Raw genomic sequence first — 26,214 nt, forward strand, 5'->3', positions numbered from 1 at the left:
CTATGGCTGAAATAGCTCTTTTTTTATCTGCTTTTTTAGCAGCAACTATACTTCCTTTTTCTTCAGAACTTGCATTTGTGACGGCACTAGCAAATGATATGCCTCCTTTGCGGGCTCTTCTTTTAGCATCTAGTGGAAATGTTTTAGCTATTTGTTTGAACTATTGGTTAGGTTACTGGCTTTATGAAGCAACAAAGACCTCCCTGCAATCTTCAAAAATCGGAATAAAAAGTTTAAAGTATGGACATAAGTATGGATATTATGCACTTTTACTTTCATGGCTTCCAATCATTGGTGACCCACTAACATTAGTTAGCGGTGTTGTTCGTTTGAAGTTTGTTTGGTTTGTTATGATTGCTGGAACACTAAGGGTGCTAAGGTACTACTTCTTAACGCTTGTGGTATAATATAACATGAAATACATTCTGCTTTTGTTCACATTTTTTTTAGTATTATCTGCCTCATCTAAGCCTTTAGACAAAGTATCTTTGCAACTTATTTGGTTTGACCAATTTCAATTTGCTGGATATTATATAGCAAAAGAAAAAGGATTTTATAAAGATGCAGGACTTGATGTAGATATTAAAAAGTTTAAGTACTCTATGAATACTGTAGATGAAGTTTTAAGTGGAAAAGCTACTTTTGGAGTAGGTCATTCAAGTATTATACTAGAACGCTCTGAAGGAAAAGAAATAGTTTTATTATTTACTATACTTCAGTCTTCTCCTCTTACGCTTTTAGCTTTAGAATCTTCAAATATAAAAAGTATTAAAGATTTTGTAGGTAAAAAACTTATGCTTACCAAAAATGATGCTGTAACTGCATCTATAGTTGCTATGATTCTTTCAAATGGAATTAGTGAAGATGAGATTATTAAAGAGTATAATTTTGATTTTGAAGAGTTTATAGCAGGTAAGGTGGATTTGTGTTCAGCTTATACCTCAAATGAACTATACATTTTAGAAAAAAGAGGCATAGCGTATAAAATATTTTCTCCAAACAAATTTGGTTTTGATTTTTATAGTGATATTTTATTTACATCGGAGAAAGAAGCTCAAAGAAACCCATTAAGGATAAAAGCTTTTAGAGAAGCTTCACTAAAGGGGTGGCGATACGCTTTTGAGCATATCGATGAAGCGGTAAAAATTATAGAAAAAAAGTATAACACTCAAAATAAAACAATAGATGCGTTAAAGTTTGAAGCAATAGAGTTAAAAAAACTAGCATATGCTAACAAGCAAGAATTAGGAACAATTACTGAAGAAAAGATAATCAGAATACTTGATGTTTATAAATTAATGGGCTTCACAAAAGGCGGTATAGATGTATCTAGCTTTATTTTTAACAGTCGTACGATTTTTTTAACAACTATAGAAAAAGAGTATCTAAAAAATAAACAAGAGATAAAGATTTGTGTTCCTCCAGATTCTTTGCCATATAGTGGAGTTGTTGATGGTAATTATGTTGGGATTGGTTCTGATATTTTAAAAATTGCAAAACAAAGTTTAGGAGTTTCATTTAAGCTTATTAAAACAGATACTTGGACGCAGTCTTTAGAAAAAGCAAAAAAAGGAGAATGTGATTTACTTCCTATTTTAGAGGAAACTCTATCAAGAAGAAAATATTTAAATTTTACAAGCTCGTACTATCAAGACCCACTTGTAGTTGTGACAAATAATTCACAAAAGTATATACTTGATATACAAACTGTTTTAGATGAAAAGTTTGTAACAATAGAAGGAAGTTCATATATAGAAAACTTACTTTTAAAGTATCCAGAGTTAAAATTGAGTATAGTTTCTTCTAGAGAAGAAGCATATAAAGGTGTGCAAAGCGGAAAATATTATGGTTACATAGATGTTATGATGATTGCAGCGTATTATATGCAAAAATACTCAAAGCATGATTTAAAAATTTCTGGACAATTTGAGGATAGTATTGCAAGTAGTTTTGGTGTAATAAAAAAGGATAAAATACTTTTTTCAATATTTGAAAAAGTTGCTCGCAGTCTTGAAAACAGAGATATTCAAAAGATTTTAAATGAGTGGGTTTCTATAAACTATACAACTAATGAAAATTATGAAAATATAAAAAAACTTATTATTTTTATATTTATTGCTGGAGTAATATTTTTATATAGACAATACATATTAAAGAAAAAAAATATAGAGTTAGAAATACTACAAAATGAACTCAAAGAATTAAATAAATCACTAGAAGCTAAGGTAAAAGATTCGGTTGATGAAATAGTAAAAAAAGATGCCTATTTGCTACACCAGTCAAGGTTAGCTCAGATGGGAGAGATTCTAAGTATGATAGCTCATCAATGGAAGCAACCACTTAGTTCTATATCAAGCACTCAAATAGCAATTAAAATGTCAATAGAATTAGAAAAATATGATTTAAGTAAAAAGCTACAAAGAGAAGAATTTATAAGATATGTAGATGAAAAACTAGACAAGATAGGAAACTATACTCAAAATCTTAGTCAAATAATTTCAGATTTTAGTGATTACTACAAACCAAGTAAAAAATTAAAAATAATGAATATAGATAAAGCTATATTAAAAGCTTGTGCTTTAGTAGAAGAGAGTATAAGCACAAGAGGAATATTTTTGGAGCTTAAGCTAAATTCTAAAAAAACAGTGCAAATTTATGAAAACGAATTTATGCAAGCTATTTTAAATATAGTAAATAATGCAAAAGAACAACTAGTTGACAATAAAATAAAAAATGGACAGATAGAAATCAAAAGTTACGATAAAGAAGATTTTGTTTTTTTAGAGATAAAAGATAATGCTGGCGGAATAAATAATGAAATAATATCAAATATATTTGATCCGTATTTTTCAACAAAGATGGAAAAAAATGGAACGGGTCTAGGACTCTATATGTCTAAAAAAATTATTAACGAGCATCTAGATGGAAGTATAATAGTAAAAAACAGTGAAGATGGTGCTATTTTTATCATAAAAATCAAAGCACAGGAAGAGAGAAGAATTGCTAAAGTGTGATGTTTTAGTTGTTGGGGCAGGCGGAGCAGGTTTAGTAAGTGCAATCAAAGCACATGAAAATGGCTCTAAAGTTGTTGTTATAACAAAAGAGTACCCAACTCGAAGTCAAACATGTATGGCCCAAGGTGGCATAAATGCAGCTTTTGGTAATGCTGGAGATGATAGCGTTGAAGCTCATATACAAAATACTTTAAAGTCTGCTCATGGTTTAGCTGATGAAAAAGCTATAAGATTTTTATGTGAAAATGCAAAAGAAGCTGTAGAGTGGTTAGACTCGTTAGGTGTTTGTTTTTCTAGAACTCAAGATGCGAAAATAGCACAAAGAACACTAGGCGGAGCATCTGCTTCTCGTGCTTGTTACGCTCAAGACTATACAGGCTTAAAAATACTTCATACTCTTTATGATGTTTGTCTTGGTTTGGGTATAGAGATTTTAAATGAGAGATATCTACTTGATTTTTGTGTAGATGCAAATATGATTTGTGGTGCAAATATTTTAAATATACGAAGCGGTGAACAAGAATATTATAGTGCTAAATCTGTTATAGTTGCAACTGGCGGATATAGTCGTATTTACTCTAAGTACTCAACAAACTCAACGGCTACGACAGGTGATGGAATAGCAAGTGCAATAAGAGCAGGAGCTAAAGTCAGTGATATGGAATTTGTGCAGTTTCATCCAACTGCTTTAAAAAATTCCTCTATTTTAATTTCTGAAAGTGCTAGAGGTGCTGGTGGACTTCTTTTAAATTCAAAGAACAAAAGATTTGTTGATGAACTTCTACCAAGAGATGAAGTGGCAAGAGCTATAAACGATGAAATATCTAAAGGAGAAGAGATTTTTTTAGATATTCGTCATCTTGGAGAAAATTTTATTGATACTCAGTTACCACAAGAGAGAAAGTTAGCAAAACTATATGAAAATATTGACCCCGTATATGATTTAATACCTATAAAACCTGTTGCTCACTATACTATGGGAGGGATAGAGGTAGATGACAATACTATGACAAATATTAAGGGTTTATTTGCTGTTGGAGAGTGTGCAAATCATAGAGTTCATGGAGCGAATAGACTTGGAGGAAACTCTCTTTTAGAGTTAATAGTTTTTGGAAAACAAGCAGGAAAAAGTGCCTCTAAGTTTGCTTTAGGTGTAGATGCTCAAAGAATATGTAAAGAACAAGTAAGCCTAGAGATTTTTTTCAAAAAACCAAGTTTTGATTTTTATAAAATAAAGGAACAACTTGCTAGCTCTTTTTATGAAAATGTTGGTATATCAAGAGATGGAGATGGTCTTCAAAAAGTTTTTGATGAGGTAGAAGTATATAAAAGTCAACTTGCTGATATGGGTGTAGAGGATAACTCAAAAATTTATAACACTAACCTAGTAGAGTTTTTAGAATTTAAGAATATGTTGGAGTTGGCTAGTTTAGTTCTAAATAGTGCAATGCAAAGAAAAGAGAGTAGGGGTTCTCACTTTAGAACTGATTTCCCACAAGAAAATGGAGTGAAGAAGTGAAAATCTTTGTACAAAGACAAACTAAAGTAGAGTATGAAGTTCAGATGCAAGGTGCTACTCTTTTAGAAGTTTTACAAAATATAAAGACTTCTCAAGACTCAAGCTTAAGTTTTACTAGTGGATGCAGAAGTTGTGTATGTGGGAGTTGTGCTGTTCGTGTAAATGGCAGAGAAGTTTTGGCTTGTTCTTATAAAGTACAAGAAGGTGATCTTGTAGAGCCACAAAAAAATTCTGAGCTTATTCGTGATTTAGTTGTAAATATGGACAAAGCATACAAGTTCAATAAAAAAGCAAAAGCTTGGCAAAATCCATTTATTTCAGATGCAAAACCAACACAAGAAAATGAAAAAATAAATGAGATTCAAAGTGATTGTATTTTGTGTGGCTCATGCTATAGTGCTTGTCCTGTTTATAGTGTAAATGAAGATTTTTTAGGACCATTTTCACTAACAAGGGTTTGGAGATATGTGAGTGATGTTAGAGATAGTGATGAGTCTTCTAAAATAGATGCCATACAAGTAAGTGGCATTTGGGATTGTACTTTATGTAACGAGTGTACGCTTGTCTGTCCTCAAAATATTTCAAGTAAAGCAGATATAGAAAAGCTTCGTGCAAAATCTATGATGAAAGGTTATAGTGACCCAAATTTTACATCTTTTGGTAGTTATGGTTCTTTTGATGGAAGCCTAAGTTTTTAAAACAGCTAACAAACTTAGTAATATGTTATAATAATCAAAACCGTTATAAATTAGAAGTTCAATCACACTAGTGTGATGGGCTTCCTGCCGAAGGAAACTTAGCGTTAGCGTAGTCAAAGAAATTACTTTCTTTGGCGTTGCAAACAGATAAAAGATTTCCTTCATTTTATGAAATAAAATTAAGGAATTACTGTGGCAAAAGAACATTCATTTGATATTAGTGCGAAAATAGATATGCAAAATTTTAAGAATGCTATAAATATGGTAGATAAAGAAGTTGCTAATCGTTACGACTTTAAGGGAACTACATACGAAGTTACTTATAATGAAAAAGCAAAAACACTCATTCTCATAGCATCTAGTGATAACAAACTTGATGCTCTAAAAGACATAGTGGTGGCAAAATTTTTAAAACAAGGACTCTCTTCAAAGGTTTTAGAAGAGTTGCGTGTTGAGGATTCTTCAGGAAATAATAGAAAAATCACCTTTAAAGTTGTTGATTACATAGAGTCAAAAGAGGCTAAAAAAATAACAGCAGATATAAAAAAGATGAAGTTAAAAGTGAACGCTCAAATAGAGGGAGATGCTATTAGAGTCAAAGGAAAAAGCCTTGATGATTTACAAAAAGTGATGACTGAAATTCGTTCAGGTGAGTGGGAAGCACCACTTGTCTTTGAAAATATGAGGTAACAGATATGAGTAAAATGAGTATAGCGGATGCTGCGATAAAACTTGGTGTATCAAAAGAAGCAATCCATAACCGAATAAGAAGAGGTTCGTTAGAGTGCATAGTTGAAGATGAAATAAAGTATGTTGTCATTACAAAAAATTTACAAGTAGCTAAGAAAACTAATGTGAGAAGAGTGGTAAGTTCAGACACAGATGCAAAGTATTATAAATTTCTAGAAGAGCACAACCAAAAGCTACAAACAAAAGTTGAAAAACTTGAAGGTGAAACAAAAACTTTAAGAGATCAAAAAGAGCAGATGCTAATTTCTGAAAGAGAAAAAATCGAGCAAATATATAAAGATAAAGATGAACAATTAAAAAATATACTCAATGCTATTTCTTCAAAGTTTTTATTAAATGCTCCTGATGAAGAAGAGTTAGTAGAAGCGGAGATAGAGCCGCAGGTAAAAGAAGGCTTCCCAATCTCTTTAAAAAGTTATTTAAAAGATAGTAACATTTCAAAAAAGAAGAGTATTAAAATCAAACAAAGATTTAAAAAGATAGAAAAATCTGATAGCAGAATAATTAGAATTGGTAAAAAATACTATATCAATTTAATTAAATATGATTATAGTGATCTTTTAAAATAATAAATTTAAAACTATAAATCAGTACTTTTTAGGGTTAATCCTTTGAGGTGCGATACGGGGTAAGAGTAAGATAAACCATCTCCTTTCCCTACAATGTCTAGCTTTCTCATTACTGCGAGAATAATCCCATCAACTTTTTTACTAGGCACAATAAACATTAAGTTTACATCTGTTGGATCACTATAGAGTCGTTTATAGAAGTTGTCCATCTCAAGTAAGCCCATGCCATGAGCGTCCATAATAGTTACACCACCAGCACCAGAATCACGAGCAGCTATAATAGCTTTGTCCTGATTTTTCTTAGGAACTATAACATGAACAGCTGAAAATGGCATCTTGTATGAATGACGCTCTCCTGTTTCTTCTATATTTATAGTTGAAAGCCCCATGTCGTATGCATGTTCTAGTGCATTTTGAAGCTCATGTTTGTGAATTTCTTCAATTTCTTGAATACCTTTTATACCCATCCTGTCAGTTATAATGCCATAGAGCATAACTGTAAGCATTGGGAAAAGTGAGGCAAAAGCAATCAAACCAAATCCATCAATAAGCGGATCTCGTCCATCTATGTTTGTAGCAAGACCAAGACCAAGTGCGGCAACAAGAGGAACGGTAATGGTTGAAGTTGTAACTCCACCACTATCATAAGCAATAGGAATAATATATTTTGGTGCCATAAATGTAAGGGCGATTACAAAAAGATAACCCGCCATAATGTAGTAAACAATCTCTCCACCAACAACAATTCTATATGCACCAAGTGAGATGCCAATAGCAACACCAAGAGCAACAAAAAGACGAAGGGCAAAATCATTTATTTTACCGTCACTAATTTCTTTTGCTTTTTTTGCGATAGCAGTTAGAGAAGGTTCTGCCATTGTTGTAGAAAAACCTATAAGAAAACCAAAAGAGTAAATAATGAAGTTATTGTCGTATTGGGTTAGTTCAAACGCCATTAACTCACCAACAGAAAATAGACCCATCTCTAAGCCGACTACAAAAGCATCTAGACCGATAATAACTAAACCAAAACCGATAATAACTTCTTTTAAATTATCGATTTTTTGTTTAAGAATTACATATTGAAAAAATAATATGATAGCTAAGATAGGAATAACATCTATAACAACGCTTATAAAACCTTTGATAATTGTAAGAAATTTAAACTCAAAAACTACAGGAGTTTTTGCCATTTCAACAATGGAAGGGTTTATTATATTGTTCGCATCTATAAACTCATAAACAAAAATACCATAAAATTGTACGAAAATCATAGGAGTTAAAGAGGCAAAAGCGATGAGTCCAAAACCATCTAAAACAGGATTTCTGCCTTTAATAGTAGATGCTAGACCAATTCCAAGAGCTGCTACAAGAGGAACTGTTACTGTAGAAGTTGTGACTCCACCTAAGTCATAAGCAAGCCCAACTATTTCTTGTGGGGCAAAGGCAGTAGCTGCTACAACCATTATATAGCCAGAAATTATATAGTAGTGAATTGGGTGACCTTTTATAATCCTCCAAACACCAATAACAATAGCAAAACCAACAGAAAAAGCAACAACAATTCTTAAAAATGTAGCGTCAATTCGCCCAGCACTAATACTAGCTGCTTTTTGTGCAATAACTATAAGAGCTGGTTCGGCAACAGTTGTACCAAAGCCAATCATAAAAGCAAAAATGATTATCCACTTTGTTGAGCCTTTTTTTGCAAACTCTCCAGCAAGACCTTCACCAACGGGGAAGATACCAACTTCAAGACCTAAAAGAAAAACAGCAAGTCCAACACCAACAATAGCAAGTCCAATAGAGGTGCTTAACCAATTTTCAGGGACACTTTGAATAATCGCTAGTTGAAAAAACATAATAACAAGAATGATTGGTAGTAGGTCTCTAAATGACTCTTTTAAGAGCTTTAAAAATGAAGCAAAGCTTAACATCTTCATCCTTTGTTATAAATAATATGTGATTTTACCTAAATGAAGATAAAAGTTTGATTTTTAAGTGTGATAAAGGTAAAATGCGGTTTCTTTTTAATATGGTCGAGTGTCCGAGTGGCCGATGGTGCAACCTTGGAAAGGTTGTGTAGGGTAACCTACCGAGAGTTCGAATCTCTCCTCGACCACCATATCAAAAACATCCCTTTTAGTTCCGTTATAATCCTTCCTATATACCCCCTTGAAAACAATACATAGTGTATTGTTTTCAAATGACATTAAATCCCTAAATATAGGGCTTACTAAGGTGTTGAAGTTGAAAGTTTTATATTTCAAAGCTCTTTAGCAGTCTTAAACTAGGGAACACACAAACACAGAACTAAGATGCACTAGAGTAATCACACAACTCACGCAGAAATTACACAGGTAATGCACAGATGATACTCACATACCAATAAACCACCCCAATGACTATCCACCCGATACGGGGAAGCAATATCGTGGGTAGTGGAACGGGTAATCTGTATTTTGTTGTAGTGAAATGACTAACATGCTATAATCTAAATTATAAAAAATATTCAAAAAGGAGACCTCATGCAATTAGCAATAGATATCAAAAATGAACCTATCGCAGATAAAGTTCTGTGGATGTTAGATCGCTTTAAAAGTGATGGTGTCGAAATTTTAAAATTAAACTCTAAAAATGAAAAAGAAGTAATAAATAATTTTAGAGAGGGGTTAGAAGAAATTAAAGCTGTTAATAATGGCAACTTACATTCAAGACCTGTAAAAGAATTACTTGAAGAACTTTAACATTGAAACCATTCCTCGGTTTGATAAAGATGTTAAAAAATAAAAGAAACGATTTCCAAAAATAAAAGAAGATTTGTACCTTCTTATTGAAGAGCTTAGTAAGAATCCAGAATTAGGGGTAGCCCTTGAAAGTGGACTATATAAAGTAAGACTTCAAAACTCATCTATACCAACGGGTAAAAGAGCAGGTTTTAGAGTTGTGACATACTATGTCAATGGAGATAATTTATATCTTGTTACAATGTATGCAAAGAGTGATAAAGATACAATTTTGACTCATAAACTAAAAGAAATTATTCGTGATGAGATATAAAAGTATCATGCAATAACAGACATAGTGTTACCTTTTTTTAAAATACATATCTTAAAAGTACCTGGTATAGGGCTATATAAGGCTTTTCATTAGTGGACTTGATCATCATGTTTTAGATGATTTTGGTTATTTTTGATTTAAAGTAAAAAAATGGTATCTTTATTTTTAGGGGCATTATACTAGGAAATATTAAAAATAATACTTCCTAGTTTTCATAATATCTTTTGGTCTTAATCCAAATCTATTAAAAAATGCATTTGAAAAATTTGAAGCATATTTATATCCGATTTTTTGTGATATTTCAGTTATATTTAATTCACTTTTTTCTAAGAGTAATTTTGATTCTTGTAAACGGTATTCTAATGAAATAGAATAAGGTGTTTCATTAAAAAACTTATGAAAACCTATTTTTAATTTTAAATCATTTATAGCAACTTTTCTTGCCAACTCTTTAATGCTAGGAGGATTGCTAAGATTATTTATCAAAATATTTTTTGCTCGATATATTGCATCTTTGTCAGCACTAGATAATTTAATAGTTTTATTTATTTTTACTTCATTTTCTTTGAATAAATCTGTAAACTCTGTATAAAGTAATTCTAATACTTTTGATTCTATGAACATCTTCTCTAATTTATCTTTATAGGTATTATTAAAAATTTCATGTGCAATTAATTGCGTTTTTTGATTTGTTTTTTTATAACTTATATTTTCTATATTTTTATTACTTTGAAAAAAATTAATATATTTTTCAGTGTGTCTATTTTCAGGTAAGTTTTCTTCTAGAAATTGTTTACTAATAACTAATTGTAAAAATTGTTTATGAGTATTTCTTTTTATTTTTGATATACCTTCATCTTTATTTATTAAATCAATAATAGTATGTTTTTTTTCAGTTTTAATACTGTAGTTATCTAATAAACTTGTATATTCATTTTCCATATCTTTTTCTAAGTTTATATATAAGATTAAACCATTAATATTGCTTTTTCTAAAGTTTGAACTATCTTGATTGAAAAATTCATCAACTTTATGTAAAGTTATGTGACTATTTATTTTATATTCATTTACCATATAATATCTTTCTAATAAGAAATAATATGTTTTTAATATTATTGCTCTTGATTTTAATAATTGTTATTGATTATACTACTAGCTACTTAAAATTTAATAAACAAGGATTTTTGATGGTTAGAAAAAGAATAATACTTTCGATTAGTATTTCATTTATGTTAGTAAATAATATTTTTGCAAAAGAGATAAAACATTTAGATACTGTAACAGTGACGGCACAAAAAGTTGAAGAAAATATGCAAAGAGTACCTATTTCCTTGACAGTTTTTGATGAATTTGACCTTAAAGACAAGAATATAAAATCAGTTAAGGATATTGCTTATTATACTCCTAACTTATTATTATTTGATTCAGGTGGTTTTGGTGGCTTAGCCCCAACAATTAGAGGGATAAGTACAGATCCTCAACTGTCTTCAAGTTCAGTTAGCATCTACATTGATGGAATTCCTTTTAGCAGTAGCACAGCTAATGATATGCTTTTAAACAATGTTAAAAGGGTAGAAGTATTAAGAGGACCACAAGGAACACTTTATGGTAAAAATGCAGAAGCTGGTGTAATTAATATTATTACTAATAAACCAAATAATGAGTTTAACAGTGAAATAGGCATAGAGCTTGGACAAGATAATAAAAAAGAATATCTAGCAAGTGTTAGTGGTCCGATTATAAAAGATAAGTTTTATGTTGGTCTTGATATAAAACATTATGAAAAAGATGGTTTTCTTTATAACTCAAATTTAAAAAGAATTGAAAATGATAGAGAAAATAATTTTGCAAAACTTTATCTGCGGATGACTCCAACTGATAATTTGGATGTTAGTTTGATATCTACAATTTTAAAAAGAAATGATGGAACAATTTCTCAAAATAATCTAGGAGTTGTTGATAATAGAGTCACTACTAGTGATTTAATTGGCTATATAAAGAATGTTACAAAAACAGCTGCTTTAAAAGTAGAGTATACTTTTGATAAATATAAGTTAGAATCAGTTACTTCCTACAAAAAATATATTGATAAAAGATTAGGAGACTTTGACTTTACGGCAGGAGTTCCATATACTTTTCATAGTAAACTTGATATACCTTTAACAGACTTATCTCAAGAATTAAAGTTAAGCTATGTAGATGATAGAATTACTTGGATCACTGGTTTATTTGCAGATAAAAGTAAGACTGAGGGTGGTTATGTTCTTGATTCCACTATCCCTAATAAAACTGGTACTTATTTAAGTACCTCGGATGATGATTCTCTTGGAATATTTGCACATGTTGATTATAAATTAACAGATAAACTTTCTGTTTTAGGAGGAATCAGATATGATAAAAGTAACAAAAAGTTTGATAATAAAAAAACTAATATTAAGTTAAGTAACTCTTTTAGTGCAGTATCCCCAAAATTTTCTTTACAATACCAAATAAATCAAGATAAAATGGTTTATGTAACTATTTCAAAAGGTTATAAAAGTGGAGGATTCTATCAATTTGCACCTACTGATAAAATATCTTTTGATGATGAAACTATTTGGAGTTATGAAATAGGCTCAAAGAACTCTTTTTTAGATAATAAGTTAGTATTCAATTTCTCTTTATATTATATGGACATTAAAGATATGCAAGTTATGACGGCAATTGATAATGCAAGTAGTTATATATCAAATGCAGGAGTTGCAAGTTCAAAAGGTATTGAACTGGAATTAAACTATAATATAATTGATGATATTACTCTATTTTCATCTTTTGGATATAACAAAACTATTTTTGGAGAATTCAAGGATTACTTCGGTCAATATAAAGGAAATTATAATCCTTATGCTCCAAAATATAACTATAGTTTGGCAGTACAGTATAGAAATATAAATGGATATTACGCAAGAGCAGATTTAAATGGAGTAGGAGATATGTATTTAAATAGATCTAATAGTCTAAAACAAGATGCATATGAGCTTGTAAACTTAAAACTTGGTTATGAATCAGAGGATTACGATATTTATTTATATGGGAAAAATATATTTAATAAAAAGCATGACACCGAAGGTCTTTATGATTATTATACAGTTGTTTCAGAGCCAAGAGAGGTTGGTATACAGTTAAGTTATAGATTTTAATAAAATAAACTAGAAAGTATTAGGGACTGTTCAAAAATCTGTGTCAATCGGGTAAAATAACAAATACCCAAGGAAACACAGATGAAGATAGAAATAGATGTAGAGCAATTTGCTCGTGATATCGAGGTACCCCTCGAAGGTAGAAGACCGGTAAAAGTATCAGTGCATCGCCAGTTTCGAAGTTTGACTAAAACAAAAGGTGGCTTTCCTAACGATAATAGCTTACTAGAACTACTATTTATGGGTATTCAAAATGCCTCAAAAAAATGGACAATACCTGTAATAAACTGGAGCTTAACTATCTCTCAACTTGCAATTCACTTTGAAGGGCGTTTGGATAAAGCTTTAAACTTATGATACAATTTTAGGAATTACTAGATGCTGACACAGATTATTGAACACTACCGTCGAATGTAATCTTTTTTGTCGCTCGGCTTAGGGATTCATTATAGCATTAATAATAATACTTCCTATTCTTCATAATATCCTTAGGTAATATTTTAAATTTTTTAGTAAAAGCAACTGTGAAATTTGCATTATATTTATATCCTACTTTATTTGCTATCTCCCCAATACTCATATCAGAATCTATTAAAAGTTTTTTTGCTAAGTCTAGTCTATGTTCTATCAAAAGATTGTAAGGCGTGATATTGAATATTTTTTTAAATCCTGATTTTAACTTAAAATCATTTATTCGTACAAGTTTTGCTAACTCTACGATACTAGGAGGATTTTGTATATTTTGCATCAAAATTTCTTTTGCTTTTTTTATGGCATTTATATCATATTCATCAAGTTTTAGATTTGATATATTTAAGGACGAGTTTATTTTTGGATATAAATTTTTAAATTCTAAGAAAAGAAGTTCTAATATTTTTGAGTGTACATACATATCATTTAAATTATTAACAAACGATGATGAAAAAATATCATTTAGTAAAAGTTGAGTATGGAAAGATGTTTTTTTACTACTTAATAATTCATGGCAAATGTTATTTTCTAAAGAGTTTAGAAGTTTGTCTTTTCCATTTGATTCTGGTAGGTTTTTTTTGATAAAGTCTTTTTTAAGGACTAGCCCTATCATATCGATTTTTCCTTTTTGTATGGTTGTTTTACTAATTTCATTTTTCGTTAGTATTATATTTGTATCATTTGTATTATTTTTCAATTTAAAATCAGATATTTGACTGCTGTGTTCACTATGACCTTGTAAGTTGAAGCTAAACATAATGCCATCAACTGAAAAATTTGAATCCATTGAAGTATCATCTTTTAATTCCAAATCAATTTTTACTAAAGATATGTTTTTATCTATTATTTGTTGGTTTACTGTTCCTTCAATTTTAGTTTTTGAATGCAATACACTCTTTGTCTTATTTTCATTAAATTTATGATTTATCTCTTTATAGGACATAAAATACTCCCTTTTTACTTAAAATTACTACTTATATACATAAAATAGCATTGATTTTGATAATTGCTATTAAGTATAATCTACTTCGAATTAATTCTTAATTAAAAGGGAAAATATGAAAAAAAGAAAAATAGTTTTATCATTTATAATATCATTTATTTTAGTAAACAATTCTTTTGCAAATGATATGAAAAGTCTAGATACAGTAACCGTAACAGCACAAAAGATGGAGGAAAATATACAAGATGTACCTGTTTCACTTACAGTTTTTGATGAGTTTGCTATCGAAGATAGAAATATAAAATCTGTTAAAGATATAGCACAATATACACCTAATTTTACTATATTTAATCCAGGTGACTGGGGAACTGTAGCACCTTCTATTCGAGGTCTTTATTCTGATGTTGCGATGACTTCATCAACTGTAAGTATGTATATAGATGGTGTTCCTACTCAAAGTACTATGGGTTACGATGCTGTTTTAGAAGATATAGAAAGAATCGAAGTTTTAAAAGGTCCACAAGGTACTTTATATGGTAAAAATGCAGAAGCTGGAGCTATTAATATCATCACTAAAAAACCTAACAATGAAACAAAAGGAAAAATAGGTTTAGAGTTTGGAAGTGATAATAAAAAAGCATACACATTTAATGCTAGTGGTGCAATCATAAAAGATAAGTTTTATGTAGGAGTATCTGGTAAATTATACGAGAAAGATGGATATATGACAAATAAATATCTTAATACCGACCATAATAATAGAAAAAGTAAATATGGTAAAGTAAATTTAAGATATACCCCTACAGACAACCTTGATATATCTTTTATATCTTCAAAACATAAAAGAGATGATGGAGCATTATCAGTAAACAAAGCAACAGCACAAAATCTAAAAGAGGTAAATAATGATGTGTCAGATTTTGCAAAATTAGAATCAACAGCACACTCTTTAAAGATAGATTATAATTTTGGACAATATAACTTATCTTCAGTAACAGCTTATAAAAAAGACCATGATTTGAGATTTGCTGATTATGATTATAGTACTGTAAAAAGTTACCATAGTCTCATGGATGTAACTTATGAGAATTTATCACAAGAAGTAAAATTAAACTCACAAACAGATACTTTAACTTGGTTAGCAGGAATATATGCAGATAAGAGTGAGTCTAAAGGTGGAACAACAGTAGATTCTATTTATCCATCGATGAGAGCCAGAGGTAATCAAAATACTACAGAGGATAGTTCATTGGGGCTTTTTAGCCATGCAAACTATAAAATAAATGATAAATTATCTATATTAGGAGGGTTACGATATGATATAGATGAAAAGAGTTTAACAGACAAAAAAACAAATACAAAACTAGATATGTCTTATAGTGAAATATCTCCTAAGTTAGCTTTTAATTGAACCCTCTGAACAAGCCAGATGATTCTTCTTTATACTAATATTCTATCATTTTAAAAATTCTCTTTCAATTTTGAAGTGAGTTTCTGTCTTGTTTTTCTATATTTCTACTATTTATTAGCATGTTAGAACCTTATTTTGTTCCTTTTGTATCAGTTCCTAGCCCTTACCAGTGCAGGTGTCCGTCTCAGATTATAACAAGCAGCCAACATAAAAAAGTGTTGTTGATTTTTCTCTATTCCCCGATATCTGGTTTTTCTGAAGTTCATATGTTGTTTTATAAATGCGAATGGTAATTCCACGAGACATCTTATCTTTGAGAATCTTGTATTATTTCTTGATTGTTTAGGTCTTAGTTTCGATTGACCTCTTACTCGTCTTTCAACTATACCAGCAAAAATACCTTTTGCTCTTAGTGCCACTTTTCTTGCCTTTTGCATATAGCCGCTATCTGCGAATATTGCTTTATTTTCATCTTCTGTCAGCTTATCAAACTGTGTACTATCGTGTGTTGATGCAGTTGTAGCTATTACTTTTTTGATGATACCGTTTGTATCAGTTGCTATATGCATCTTTAATCCATGATGTTTACGACCTCTTTTTGAAGTATAGGTTGCATCAGAATCATGGGCTTTATTTGAAATAACTTTACCCTTGTCATCTTTTTTTCTCTTTGGTTCGCTTGAGTGGATGAGAGTAGCGTCTATAAGAGTTCCCTCATTGAGTATAAGTCTTTTAGATTCCATCATCTTTTTTACTTCTTCAAATATATCACCAAGTATCTCTTCTTTGATAAGCTTGTTTCTAAATTTACAAATAGTTGTTTCATCTGGAATAGTATCTTCATCTCTTATATCAAGAAACTTTCTGAAGCTTATACGGTCATGTATAAGCTCTTCGGTCATTGGGTCTGACAATCCATACCAGTTTTGTAAAAAAAGTGAGCCTACTAATATCTTTGATGGAATAGATGGTCTTCCTGTCTTACCTTTGTTGGGTTTGTATACATTTTTCTCTATAAGTATCTTCTCAATAGCTTCAAATGGAATAATCTCTTTCATCTCATTTAAAAACTTCATACTCTTCTTACCACCTTGGTATTTCATGGCATGGTCAAAAAAACTTAGTTGCATATTTATCCCTCAAACTTGGCTTCTTAGTATATTTATTTTAGCTAATTATTGGTTTGAGGGAGGTTAAGTTAAATTGCTTGATTGTTCAGAGGGTTCAATTATAAATTCGATAAGAATATTATGACATACATTACTGTAGCAAAAGGTTATAAAAGTGGTGGTTTTTATATGTTTGCACCTGCTGGAAAACAGTCTTATGATAAAGAAACTTTATGGAACTATGAAATTGGTTTAAAAAGTCAATTTTTAGATAATACCTTAACTTTTAACACCTCCTTATATTACATGAATATATCAGATATGCAAGTTTTAACAGCAATAAATAATCAAGAAGGGTATATCTCAAATGCTGCAACAGCAACTTCAAAAGGGTTTGAACTAGAAGCGAACTATAAAGCAACAGATGAAATAAGTCTGTTTTCAGCTTTTGGGTACAACAGAACAACTTATGACACATTTAGTGATGTAAGTGGAGATTATAAAGGAAACTATGCTTCTTTCGCACCAATATATAACTACAGTATAGGTGCTCAATACAGAGCTACTCAAGGGTACTATGCAAGAGCTGACTTAAGTGGCTACGGAAAAATGTATATTGATAAAGCAAATAAATACGAACAAAAAGCTTATGAAATTGTAAATGCAAAAATAGGTTACGAGCAAACAAATTATGAGATATATCTGTACGCAAAAAATTTATTTGATAAAACACATAATATTGAGGGATACTATAATGACTCATATACTTATCTTTCAGACCCTAGAGAGATAGGCGTGCAGTTGGCTTATAGGTTTTAATCAATGAATCCCTAGGAAGTATAAATCTAACTGTGTAAACCTTAAAAATTAGATTCATTTGATAAACTAATCAAGTGAATTATTTAAAGGATTTACATAAGTTTAATCAACCACGAAGAGTTAAAAAACAATTAGCATCAGGAGAGATAACTTCTCTAGATGATATTGCAAATGAGTTTAAAAATATACTCAAAGAAGTGATACAAATTGCATCCCAAGAAGAGCTAACTCCGCTGTTGACAGCAATAAAAGCCGTTTATCCTAAAGCTGAGATACAAAGATGTATTGTTCATCAAATCAGGAGCTCCCTGAAGTTCGTATCTTGGAAAGATAGAAAGGCAGTTGCTAAAGATCTTAAGTCTGTGTATTCATCCATAAATGAAGAAGATGCTCAATTAGCACTTACAGATTTTAACGATATTTGGGGTAAAAGATATCCTAACATTACTGTTTCTTGGACAAATCACTGGGCTGAACTCTCAACTTTTTTCAAATATCCAGATTCAGTTAGAAAACTAATTTACACTACAAATCCAATAGAATCTATAAATGCAACAATAAAAAGAAAGACTAAATCTAAAGGTTCATTTCCTACTGTAGAATCTGCTTATAAGCTAATGTATCTCGCTACACAAGAGCAACAAAACAAATGGAATATGTCGAGTGTCAGAAATTGGTTTGAGATTTATACCCAAAGGGCAGAACCTCCTCAACTTAGTATATTTTTCAGTGAAATTATGTCAAAATATACTAAGTATTAATGGATAAGAGGTGGGTTTACACAGTTTATTTTACAGTCTCGAATAAATAATTCTAGAGAGTGTGAATTTAAGTTACCACTCCAATATCTATTCTTTTATTTAGTAGTAATACTTTCTACTTTTCATCAAATCACTAGCTTTTATTCCAAACCTCTTAGAAAAAGCAGTGCTAAAATTTTGGGTATGCTTATATCCTATATATTGTGCAATTTCATTTATATTCATATGCTCATTTAAAAGAAGTTTTTTCGCTATATCCAATCTATGATTTAATAAAAAGTTATAAGGAGTGATGCCAAATATCTCTTTAAATCCTTTTTTTAATTTAAATTCATTTAAAGCAACTAATTTTGAGAGTTTTACTATGCTTGGTGGATTTTGCATGTTTTGTAGTAAAATTTCTTTTGCCTTTTTAATTGCATTTATATCAAATTCATCTAGTTTAAAAGTGTTTATATTTAGAGTCGTATCATTTTGTATAAATAAATCATTGAGTTCTAAATACACTAATTCTAAGACTTTTGACTGGATTAAAATATTCTTAAGTTGTCCATCAAAAGGTGATATGAACAAATCATTTAACAATAGTTTTTTTTGAAAATCTATCTTTTTTTTTGAAAGTAATTTAGTGCAAACATCTTTTTCTAAATCATTAAGCAGTTCATCTTTGATTTTTCCATCTGGCATATTTTTGATTAAAAAATCTTTTTTTATCACTAAAGAAATTTTATTTAAAATTCCTTTCATAGATAAGCCCTCACTTATATCATCTTTTGATATAAGCATATTTGAATAATTTTCTTCTAAATTCAGTTTATAATCAGTGATATAGCTCTTATGTTTACTCATACCTTTTAAATTATATCCTAGTATTATTCCATTTATATGTGTATTTGAAGTCAGTTTTATATTATCTTTTATATTAAGATTTGCTTTTATAGTGTAGATACTATTTTCTATAGTATGTTCTTCTATACAACCTTCCATTTCCCCATCTGAAAATGTCATACTATTTGGAACATAGTTATCGAAACCATAAGTTTGTTCGTTAAAAGACATAAAAATTCCTTTTGCAAGAGTATAAATTCCTTTTTTAAGATTATCAGTATTGATTTTGATAATTGTTATTTAGTATACTATAAACTAAATAAACTTCAAATTAAAGGTATAAAATGAAATATAAAATAACACTATCACTTATAACTGCGGTATGTTTATCAAATAATATCTATGCAAAAGATGTACAAAAACTAGATATAGTAACGGTAACAGCTCAAAAAGTAGAAGAAAATGCACAGCGTGTCCCTATATCGTTAACTGTATTTGATGAGTTTGCAATAGAAGATAAAAAAATTGAAACTATTGAAGATATAGCTCAATACACTCCAAATCTAATGATGTTTTCTTATGGTAGAAGTGATGCTATCTCTCCATCACTTAGAGGAGTGAGTTCAAATATCGTAAATCAAGATGTAACAGTTGGAGTTTATATAGATGGTGTACCTATGTTTGATGGTTGGTCTTTAAATGAAACTTTAAACGATATACAAAGAATAGAAGTACTAAAAGGACCACAAGGCACACTCTATGGTAAAAATACAGAAACAGGGGTAATCAATATTATTACAAAACAACCAAATAATGAAACTATATTAAAGTCAACTTTAGAGCTAGGAAATGACAACAAAAGACAAATAAAATTAAATGCAAGCGGTGCAATCATAAAAGATAAACTGTATGGAGGAGTATCAGTAAATCACTATGAAAAAGATGGTTTTTTAAAAGATAAAGTTACAGGTAAAATCTTGGATGATAGACAAAGAGACTCAGGGAAAATAAACCTAAGATATACGCCAACAGATAAACTAGATATTTCGTTTATAAACTCTATTATGAAACTTAATGATGGAGGTGCAAGATGGGGAATGGCAAATCAAACAAGAAATGATATATCAAGTGATGTAGAGAGTTACAATAAGTCTAAAATAATAAATAGTTCCTTGAAAATAAAATACGATATTTCAAATTATAGTTTTTTAGAATCTGTTACAACAAGAAGGTTTTTTCACAATGCTTCACTTGGCGATTGGGATTTTACAAATGATCCAAACAAAAAATATCACTTGACTCTTGATAGTGAAACGACATCTTATTCTCAGGAGTTAAGATACAATCATAATCTTATAAATGATAGATTAAATTTACTTTTAGGTGTTTATACAGATACTGTAGATGAAGATAAATCTCTTTTATTTGAAACTATTCCAGCTTATGGTGGGACTTTACTTAGTCTTTCTACTTTTAATAATAGATCATTAGGAATTTTTGCCCATGCAAAATATGCTCTTACTAATAAATTAAAAGTTTTAGGAGGGATAAGATTTGATAAGGATACAAAAAAGTATAAAGATAGTTCAATATCAATAGATGAAAGCAAAGATTATACAGCTACTTCTCCTAAACTAGGACTGGAATATCAAATAGATAAAGATATTATGACTTTTTTAACCATCTCAAAAGGATATAGAGCAGGAGGATTTAATGAAGCATTAAATACAAGTAAAGATGATATTTTTTATGATAAAGAATCTTTAACATCTTATGAAATAGGAATAAAAAGTTTACTTTTTAACAATAGACTTCTTTTTAATGCAAATATATACTATATGGATATAAAAGATATGCAGGTTACAGAAGTAATATCTCCAAGACTTGAAATAGTAACAAATGCAGGAGAAGCACACTCTCAAGGTTTTGAAATAGAAACACAATATCAGATAAATGATAGTTTAGAAATATTTGCAAATATAGGATATAACATCACTATATTTGACAAATACACAGACAATACTTTTGATATGATGGGAAATCCAATGGGGACAGTAGATTACAAAGGTAAAATCAACCCTTTTGCTCCCAAATATAACTATAGTATCGGTGCTCAGTATAGAGATGCTAGTGGATATTATGCAAGAGTAGATATAAATGGCTATGGGAAAATGTATTTTGATAAAGCAAATGAATATGAAAGAAAAGCTTATACACTAGTAAATACAAAGATAGGTTATGAGCATAATAATTTTGACATTTATTTTTATGCAAAAAATTTATTTGATAAAAAATATGATTCTAAAGGGTTTAATAAATTTTATACTATTTATTCTGATCCTAGAGAAATTGGGGTACAGTTGGTTTATAGGTTTTAATAATCTCGATAAAACTCTAAATCTATTTTAGGGTTTTATCAAATAATATTTCTAATGCTCGTGACTATGATCATGTTTTGGTTTTAAAAATGTATATAGCATCAAAGTAAACATAGTAACTGTACTTACAGTATCAAGCAAAGAAAACTCATTTGCATGACTATGTATATCAAATACTTCTAAATTATAAAAGAAATTATCAAAAACATATCCAAAAAATATACTTAAAACTGAAATAACACCTAAATATATAAAGAGTGATTTTTCTCCAAACATGGAAGCTACCACACCCATAGTCACAGAATTTGTAGCAGGTCCTGCACTTAAAAATACAAATACAGCTCCACTACTCATACCACTTAGTAAAAAGGCTGCAGCAATTGGTAAGGATGCTGTTGCACAAACATACAAAGGTAGACTTATAACTAGAATAGCAATATATGTTAAGAACTGATATTCAAAGAGTGGTTGTAAAAGTTCTTTTGGTAGTAAACTTGTGAAAATACCACCGATTATTAGTCCTATAAAAAGTCCTACATATATATCTTTAAAGAGTACATTAAAAGCATAGTTAAAACTCTCTTTTATACTAAATCTTGAATTTTTTGCATGAGTATCTCCGCTACAACAACTTGTTTCACAAGTATTTTCATCGCTAACTTCACTAGGTTTGTCTACAGAAAAAGTTATAGCTTTTTCTTTTTTTTCATCTTGTTTATCTACATAGTTTTGAAAAATACCTGTAACTATAGCAATAATAATAGCTGTAACAACTCTATAAATAGTGAAAATCCAACCAAAAAAACTGTAAGTAGCCATAATAGAATCAGCACCAGTAATAGGAGTAGCTATTAAAAAACTCTGAACAGCACCTTTACTAGCACCTTCTTTTTGTAAAGATTTGGCAAGAGGAATAACACTACACGAACACACAGGCATAGGTATACCAAATATCGTAGCTTTTATAACTGAACTTATTTTATTTGCTCCTAGTTGCGAACTTATAAAATCATCAGGTATTAGTTGCTTTAATACACCAGCGATTAAAAGACCTATCAAAATATAAAAACTCATTGCATCTGATAAAATCATTATATTGTCAAATATCTTTAATAATATTTCCATTGTTTTCTCCTTAATATACTATAGGGGGGTATAGTATATTATAGAAACTTTAAATCTGCTTAGTCTCAATAAATATAATTTTTTAATCCTTTAAGAATAAAAGATACTCCCTTTATAATAAATCTTGTGTTTATTAAGAAGGTATACTATATACTATACCCCTATATAGTATAATAAAAGGAATCAAAATGGCATATTGTTGTGATGTAGAGAGAAAAAAACTTCAAAATAGAATAAACAGAATTGCAGGGCAAGTAAACTCTTTAAAAAATAAGTTTGCAGATGATGAGTTTAACTTAGATACAGATCCTTATGAAACATTAAGACAACTTACAGCTATCAAAGGTGCTGTAAATGGAATGATAACATCGTATGTAGAACATTATGCAAAAGGTCATATGATAGAAAAAATCAAAAATGGAAATAGTGCAGAAAGCGAAGCCCAAATTGATAATTTATTAGAGATTATAAAGGTGTTTGGTAAATAGATAAATATTTTAGAAACAATACTTCCGATTTTTCATCAAATCCTTAGGTAAAACTCCAAATTTATGAGAAAAAGCTGTACTAAAACTTTGAGTAAATTTATATCCTATATGATGTGAAATTTCATTTATATTCATATCTCCATCAGTTAAAAGTTTTTTTGCATATTCCAATTTATAATTTATAAGTAAGTTGTATGGTGTTATGCCATACAACTGTTTAAAGCCTTTTTTTAGTTTAAAATCGTTTAGTTTTACTAACCTTGAAAGTTCTATTATGCTTGGTGGATTTTGCATATTTTGTATTAAAATATCTTTCGCTTGTTTTATTGCATTTATATCATATTCATCTAATTTTAGAGTATTTATTTTTGATATATTTTGATTTTCAAAAAGTTCTTGAAATTCTAAAAATACTATTTCTAAAACTTTTGACTGTATAAATATATTATTTAATTCACCTTCAAAAGGAGATAAAAATATTTGATTTAAAAGTAGTCGTGTTTGATAGTTTGTTTTTTTGCTAGATAATACCTCATGACAAATATCTTTTTGAAGTGAATTTAATAATTTATCTTTAATTTTACTATTAGGTATATTTTGTGATAAAAAATCGTTTTTTATCACTAGACTAATTTTGTTTACTTTCTCTTTTTGTGCTATAGATTCTGTGATACCATCTTTCATAAGTTGAATATCTGTCATATTATCGGAGGTTGTTAATTTAAGATCAGATATTTTACTTTTGCATTTTATATTCCCTTTTATATTAAAATCCAATATTATTCCATCAATTTTAGCGTTTGATTCTACGATAATATTTTCTTTAAATGCTATATCTGCTTTTACTAAGAAGATACCTTTAATTATCTTTTTTTCTATTATAGAACCTGTAATTTTACCATTAGAAAAAGTCATTACATCTGTTTGATTGTTGCTAAATTCAAAAGACTTATCATTAAAAGACATAAAAACTCCATCTATCTTAATATAAATTACTTATAACAAACTTTTAGTATTGATTTTGATAATTATTATTTAGTATACTATAAACTTATTAAAATTAAAATTAAAGGCGAAAAATGAACAAACAAAATAAAATAGTTTTATCACTAGTAACGGCGTTTATTTTATCAAATAATATTTATGCAAAAGATACTAAAAGCTTTGATACTATAACAGTAACAGCACAAAAAACAGAAGAGAATATACAAAATATTCCTTTATCTATTACTGTATTTGATGAGTATTCTATAGCAGATAAGAATATAAAAACTATCAAAGATATAGCAGCATATACACCAAATTTAGTGTTTTTTGATGGTGGTGGTGTAGGTGTACCAAATCCAACAATAAGAGGGATATCCTCTAATACAAATTTTTCATCTAGTGCCACTATGTTTGTAGATGGTATTCCAGTTACTAGTAGATTTGGATATAAAGAAGTTTTAGAAGATATACAAAGAATAGAAGTATTAAAAGGACCTCAAGGTACGCTTTATGGAAAAGATACTCATGCAGGGGTCATAAATGTTATTACAAACAAACCTACAAATGAAACAAAAGGTAAAATAGGACTTGAATTTGGAAGTGACAATAAGAAAGAATACTCTTTTGGCATAAGTGGAGCTATTGTAAAAGACAAATTTTTTATAGGAATTAGCGGAAGACATTATGAAAAAGATGGATTTATTAAAAATACTAATCCAACAGGTAGCACCGATACAAGAAAAGATAATTTTGGAAAATTATATCTAAGATACACTCCAACAGATAATCTTGAAATTTCATTTATAACTTCTATGTATAAACAAGATGATGGTAGAAAAAAAGACAATGTAGTAAATAATGATACAAGAATAGTTTCTACAAATCTAAAAGAATTTAATAAATCAGAAACTCTATCAAATGCTTTAAAAGTAAAATACAGTATTGGTGACTACACACTAGAATCAATAACTGCCTCAAGACAATACAATGATAAAGCAGCTTGTGATACTGACTATAGTCCAGGTGTATTTTTTGAAATACCAAAAAAAGATGGTGAGTTTAAAAAGATATCACAAGAGTTTAAACTAAGTAAAATAAAAGATAATTATAATTTTGTAAGTGGTGTTTATTTTGATAAAGAAACAAATAACTTAATTGCAAATGCAAATATGTATATTCCTCTAGCAAATCAAACTTTTTATAATATGCCTTATATAAATACAAATGAAGATGGAAAATCAATTGGTATATTTGCCCACTTAAATTATAAATTAAATAATAAATTATCAATCATAGGTGGACTTAGATATGACAAAGATGAAAAGATTTTCAAAGACAAACTAAACGGAGATGATTTAAGTAATGAGTATGGTTCATTATCTCCAAAATTGGCTTTTGAATATAATATTAATAGTTCTTCAATGATATATATTACTGTTGCTAAAGGTTATAAATCTGGTGGTTACCATTCTTTTGCACCTGTAGGATATAATAAAAAATACGATAAAGAAGAACTGATATCTTATGAAATAGGTTCTAAAAATATACTACTAGATAACAAACTTACCTTTAATACAGCAATTTATTATATGGATATCAGTGATATGCAAGTATATAATGACATTAATGCTCAAGGACAATCATATATATCAAATGCTGCAAAAGCATCTTCAAAAGGTATTGAGTTTGACCTTAATTACCAAGCAAGTACGAATATAAATGTATTTGCTGCTATGGGATACAATATAACAAAACTAGAAGACTACAGCGATAGTCAGGGTAATTATTCAGGAAATTATAATCCTCATGCTCCAAAATACAATTATAATTTAGGTGCAAAATATAGAGATGGCAGTGGGTATTTTGGAAAATTTGATATAACTGGATATGGAAAAACATATCTTGATAAAGCCAATAAATATTCAAAAGATGCTTATAATTTAGTAAATACAAAAATAGGATATGAAACTGAAAGTTATGATTTATACTTTTATGCCAATAATTTATTTGATAAAATACATAACGCAAATGGAGAAATAAATGGGCAAGTAGTAACTTATTCTGAACCTAGAGAAATTGGGATTCAGCTGGCTTATAGATTTTAA

At 29.3% G+C, this 26,214-nt stretch carries 22 protein-coding genes, 1 tRNA gene and 1 pseudogene; 17 read left to right on the plus strand and 7 right to left on the minus strand.

What is annotated here, in order from left to right; translation table 11 throughout:
• Positions 1 to 2 precede the first annotated feature (2 nt).
• From MOV42_RS00240 to MOV42_RS00265, 6 genes are all read left to right on the plus strand, one after another.
• On the plus strand, positions 3 to 407 hold the full coding sequence (locus MOV42_RS00240) for a YqaA family protein (protein ID WP_324171815.1): 405 nt from the start codon (positions 3 to 5) through the stop codon (positions 405 to 407).
• 6 nt (positions 408 to 413) lie between these two features.
• Positions 414 to 3,014, plus strand: a complete 2,601-nt coding sequence (locus tag MOV42_RS00245; RefSeq protein ID WP_324171816.1) for an ABC transporter substrate-binding protein — start codon at positions 414 to 416, stop codon at positions 3,012 to 3,014.
• Complete coding sequence (locus MOV42_RS00250; protein ID WP_324171817.1) at positions 3,001 to 4,533, plus strand: FAD-dependent oxidoreductase; 1,533 nt, start codon at positions 3,001 to 3,003, stop codon at positions 4,531 to 4,533. Before MOV42_RS00245 ends, MOV42_RS00250 begins: the two co-directional genes overlap by 14 nt.
• Positions 4,530 to 5,231, plus strand: a complete 702-nt coding sequence (locus MOV42_RS00255) for a succinate dehydrogenase/fumarate reductase iron-sulfur subunit (RefSeq protein WP_324171818.1) — start codon at positions 4,530 to 4,532, stop codon at positions 5,229 to 5,231. The genes MOV42_RS00250 and MOV42_RS00255 overlap by 4 nt, the downstream gene beginning before the upstream one ends.
• A gap of 192 nt (positions 5,232 to 5,423) precedes the next feature.
• On the plus strand, positions 5,424 to 5,921 hold the full coding sequence (locus MOV42_RS00260; protein ID WP_324171819.1) for a YajQ family cyclic di-GMP-binding protein: 498 nt from the start codon (positions 5,424 to 5,426) through the stop codon (positions 5,919 to 5,921).
• Between the two features lie 5 nt (positions 5,922 to 5,926).
• Positions 5,927 to 6,550, plus strand: coding sequence for a DNA-binding protein (locus MOV42_RS00265; protein ID WP_324171820.1), 624 nt, complete (start codon positions 5,927 to 5,929; stop codon positions 6,548 to 6,550).
• 11 nt (positions 6,551 to 6,561) lie between these two features.
• Here the strand turns inward: MOV42_RS00265 and MOV42_RS00270 are convergent, their stop codons facing one another.
• Positions 6,562 to 8,487 (minus strand): DUF1538 domain-containing protein, encoded by a 1,926-nt coding sequence (locus tag MOV42_RS00270; RefSeq protein WP_324171821.1) that lies wholly within the window; start codon positions 8,485 to 8,487, stop codon positions 6,562 to 6,564.
• A gap of 100 nt (positions 8,488 to 8,587) precedes the next feature.
• On the opposite strand from MOV42_RS00270, the gene MOV42_RS00275 reads away from it, so the two are divergent.
• The 3 genes from MOV42_RS00275 to MOV42_RS00285 all read left to right on the plus strand — a co-directional run bounded on the left by MOV42_RS00275 (position 8,588) and on the right by MOV42_RS00285 (position 9,610).
• Positions 8,588 to 8,675, plus strand: a tRNA-Ser gene (locus MOV42_RS00275).
• Positions 8,676 to 9,078: 403 nt separating this feature from the next.
• Entirely contained in the window at positions 9,079 to 9,297 is a 219-nt protein-coding gene (locus tag MOV42_RS00280; RefSeq protein WP_324171822.1) for a hypothetical protein, read from the plus strand.
• A gap of 73 nt (positions 9,298 to 9,370) precedes the next feature.
• Entirely contained in the window at positions 9,371 to 9,610 is a 240-nt protein-coding gene (locus tag MOV42_RS00285; RefSeq protein ID WP_324171823.1) for a hypothetical protein, read from the plus strand.
• Positions 9,611 to 9,799: 189 nt separating this feature from the next.
• Here MOV42_RS00285 and MOV42_RS00290 read toward each other — a convergent pair whose 3' ends face one another.
• Entirely contained in the window at positions 9,800 to 10,684 is an 885-nt protein-coding gene (locus MOV42_RS00290; protein WP_324171824.1) for an AraC family transcriptional regulator, read from the minus strand.
• 113 nt (positions 10,685 to 10,797) lie between these two features.
• Here MOV42_RS00290 and MOV42_RS00295 point away from each other — a divergent pair, with 113 nt between their 5' ends.
• The gene (locus tag MOV42_RS00295) at positions 10,798 to 12,789 is read left to right on the plus strand and encodes a TonB-dependent receptor (RefSeq protein WP_324171825.1); all 1,992 of its coding nucleotides are present in this window, start codon (positions 10,798 to 10,800) and stop codon (positions 12,787 to 12,789) included.
• Positions 12,790 to 12,948: 159 nt separating this feature from the next.
• Positions 12,949 to 13,146 (plus strand): annotated as a pseudogene (locus MOV42_RS00300) (IS256 family transposase); the annotation flags it as partial.
• A gap of 97 nt (positions 13,147 to 13,243) precedes the next feature.
• On the opposite strand, the gene MOV42_RS00305 reads toward MOV42_RS00300, so the two are convergent.
• A complete protein-coding gene (locus tag MOV42_RS00305) occupies positions 13,244 to 14,203 on the minus strand; it encodes an AraC family transcriptional regulator (RefSeq protein ID WP_324171826.1) in 960 nt (319 codons plus the stop codon).
• Between the two features lie 115 nt (positions 14,204 to 14,318).
• On the opposite strand from MOV42_RS00305, the gene MOV42_RS00310 reads away from it, so the two are divergent.
• Positions 14,319 to 15,614 (plus strand): TonB-dependent receptor, encoded by a 1,296-nt coding sequence (locus MOV42_RS00310; protein ID WP_324171827.1) that lies wholly within the window; start codon positions 14,319 to 14,321, stop codon positions 15,612 to 15,614.
• 149 nt (positions 15,615 to 15,763) lie between these two features.
• Here the strand turns inward: MOV42_RS00310 and MOV42_RS00315 are convergent, their stop codons facing one another.
• On the minus strand, positions 15,764 to 16,744 hold the full coding sequence (locus MOV42_RS00315) for an IS5 family transposase (protein WP_324170753.1): 981 nt from the start codon (positions 16,742 to 16,744) through the stop codon (positions 15,764 to 15,766).
• Positions 16,745 to 16,825: 81 nt separating this feature from the next.
• Here MOV42_RS00315 and MOV42_RS00320 point away from each other — a divergent pair, with 81 nt between their 5' ends.
• Both MOV42_RS00320 and MOV42_RS00325 read left to right on the plus strand, forming a co-directional pair.
• Complete coding sequence (locus MOV42_RS00320; RefSeq protein ID WP_324171828.1) at positions 16,826 to 17,542, plus strand: TonB-dependent receptor; 717 nt, start codon at positions 16,826 to 16,828, stop codon at positions 17,540 to 17,542.
• A 74-nt stretch (positions 17,543 to 17,616) separates the two neighbouring features.
• Complete coding sequence (locus MOV42_RS00325; protein ID WP_324171829.1) at positions 17,617 to 18,303, plus strand: IS256 family transposase; 687 nt, start codon at positions 17,617 to 17,619, stop codon at positions 18,301 to 18,303.
• Between the two features lie 99 nt (positions 18,304 to 18,402).
• Here MOV42_RS00325 and MOV42_RS00330 read toward each other — a convergent pair whose 3' ends face one another.
• A complete protein-coding gene (locus MOV42_RS00330; protein WP_324171830.1) occupies positions 18,403 to 19,362 on the minus strand; it encodes an AraC family transcriptional regulator in 960 nt (319 codons plus the stop codon).
• A gap of 113 nt (positions 19,363 to 19,475) precedes the next feature.
• Here MOV42_RS00330 and MOV42_RS00335 point away from each other — a divergent pair, with 113 nt between their 5' ends.
• Complete coding sequence (locus tag MOV42_RS00335; protein WP_324171831.1) at positions 19,476 to 21,509, plus strand: TonB-dependent receptor; 2,034 nt, start codon at positions 19,476 to 19,478, stop codon at positions 21,507 to 21,509.
• A gap of 51 nt (positions 21,510 to 21,560) precedes the next feature.
• On the opposite strand, the gene MOV42_RS00340 is transcribed toward MOV42_RS00335, so the two are convergent.
• On the minus strand, positions 21,561 to 22,634 hold the full coding sequence (locus MOV42_RS00340; protein ID WP_324171832.1) for an SO_0444 family Cu/Zn efflux transporter: 1,074 nt from the start codon (positions 22,632 to 22,634) through the stop codon (positions 21,561 to 21,563).
• 188 nt (positions 22,635 to 22,822) lie between these two features.
• Here MOV42_RS00340 and MOV42_RS00345 point away from each other — a divergent pair, with 188 nt between their 5' ends.
• Entirely contained in the window at positions 22,823 to 23,122 is a 300-nt protein-coding gene (locus MOV42_RS00345; RefSeq protein ID WP_324171833.1) for a metal/formaldehyde-sensitive transcriptional repressor, read from the plus strand.
• Between the two features lie 9 nt (positions 23,123 to 23,131).
• Here MOV42_RS00345 and MOV42_RS00350 read toward each other — a convergent pair whose 3' ends face one another.
• Complete coding sequence (locus MOV42_RS00350; protein ID WP_324171834.1) at positions 23,132 to 24,088, minus strand: AraC family transcriptional regulator; 957 nt, start codon at positions 24,086 to 24,088, stop codon at positions 23,132 to 23,134.
• Positions 24,089 to 24,201: 113 nt separating this feature from the next.
• Here MOV42_RS00350 and MOV42_RS00355 point away from each other — a divergent pair, with 113 nt between their 5' ends.
• The gene (locus tag MOV42_RS00355) at positions 24,202 to 26,214 is read left to right on the plus strand and encodes a TonB-dependent receptor (protein WP_324171835.1); all 2,013 of its coding nucleotides are present in this window, start codon (positions 24,202 to 24,204) and stop codon (positions 26,212 to 26,214) included.

Origin of the sequence: Sulfurimonas sp. (assembly GCF_029027405.1) — a bacterium.
Classification (GTDB): Bacteria; Campylobacterota; Campylobacteria; order Campylobacterales; family Sulfurimonadaceae; genus Sulfurimonas.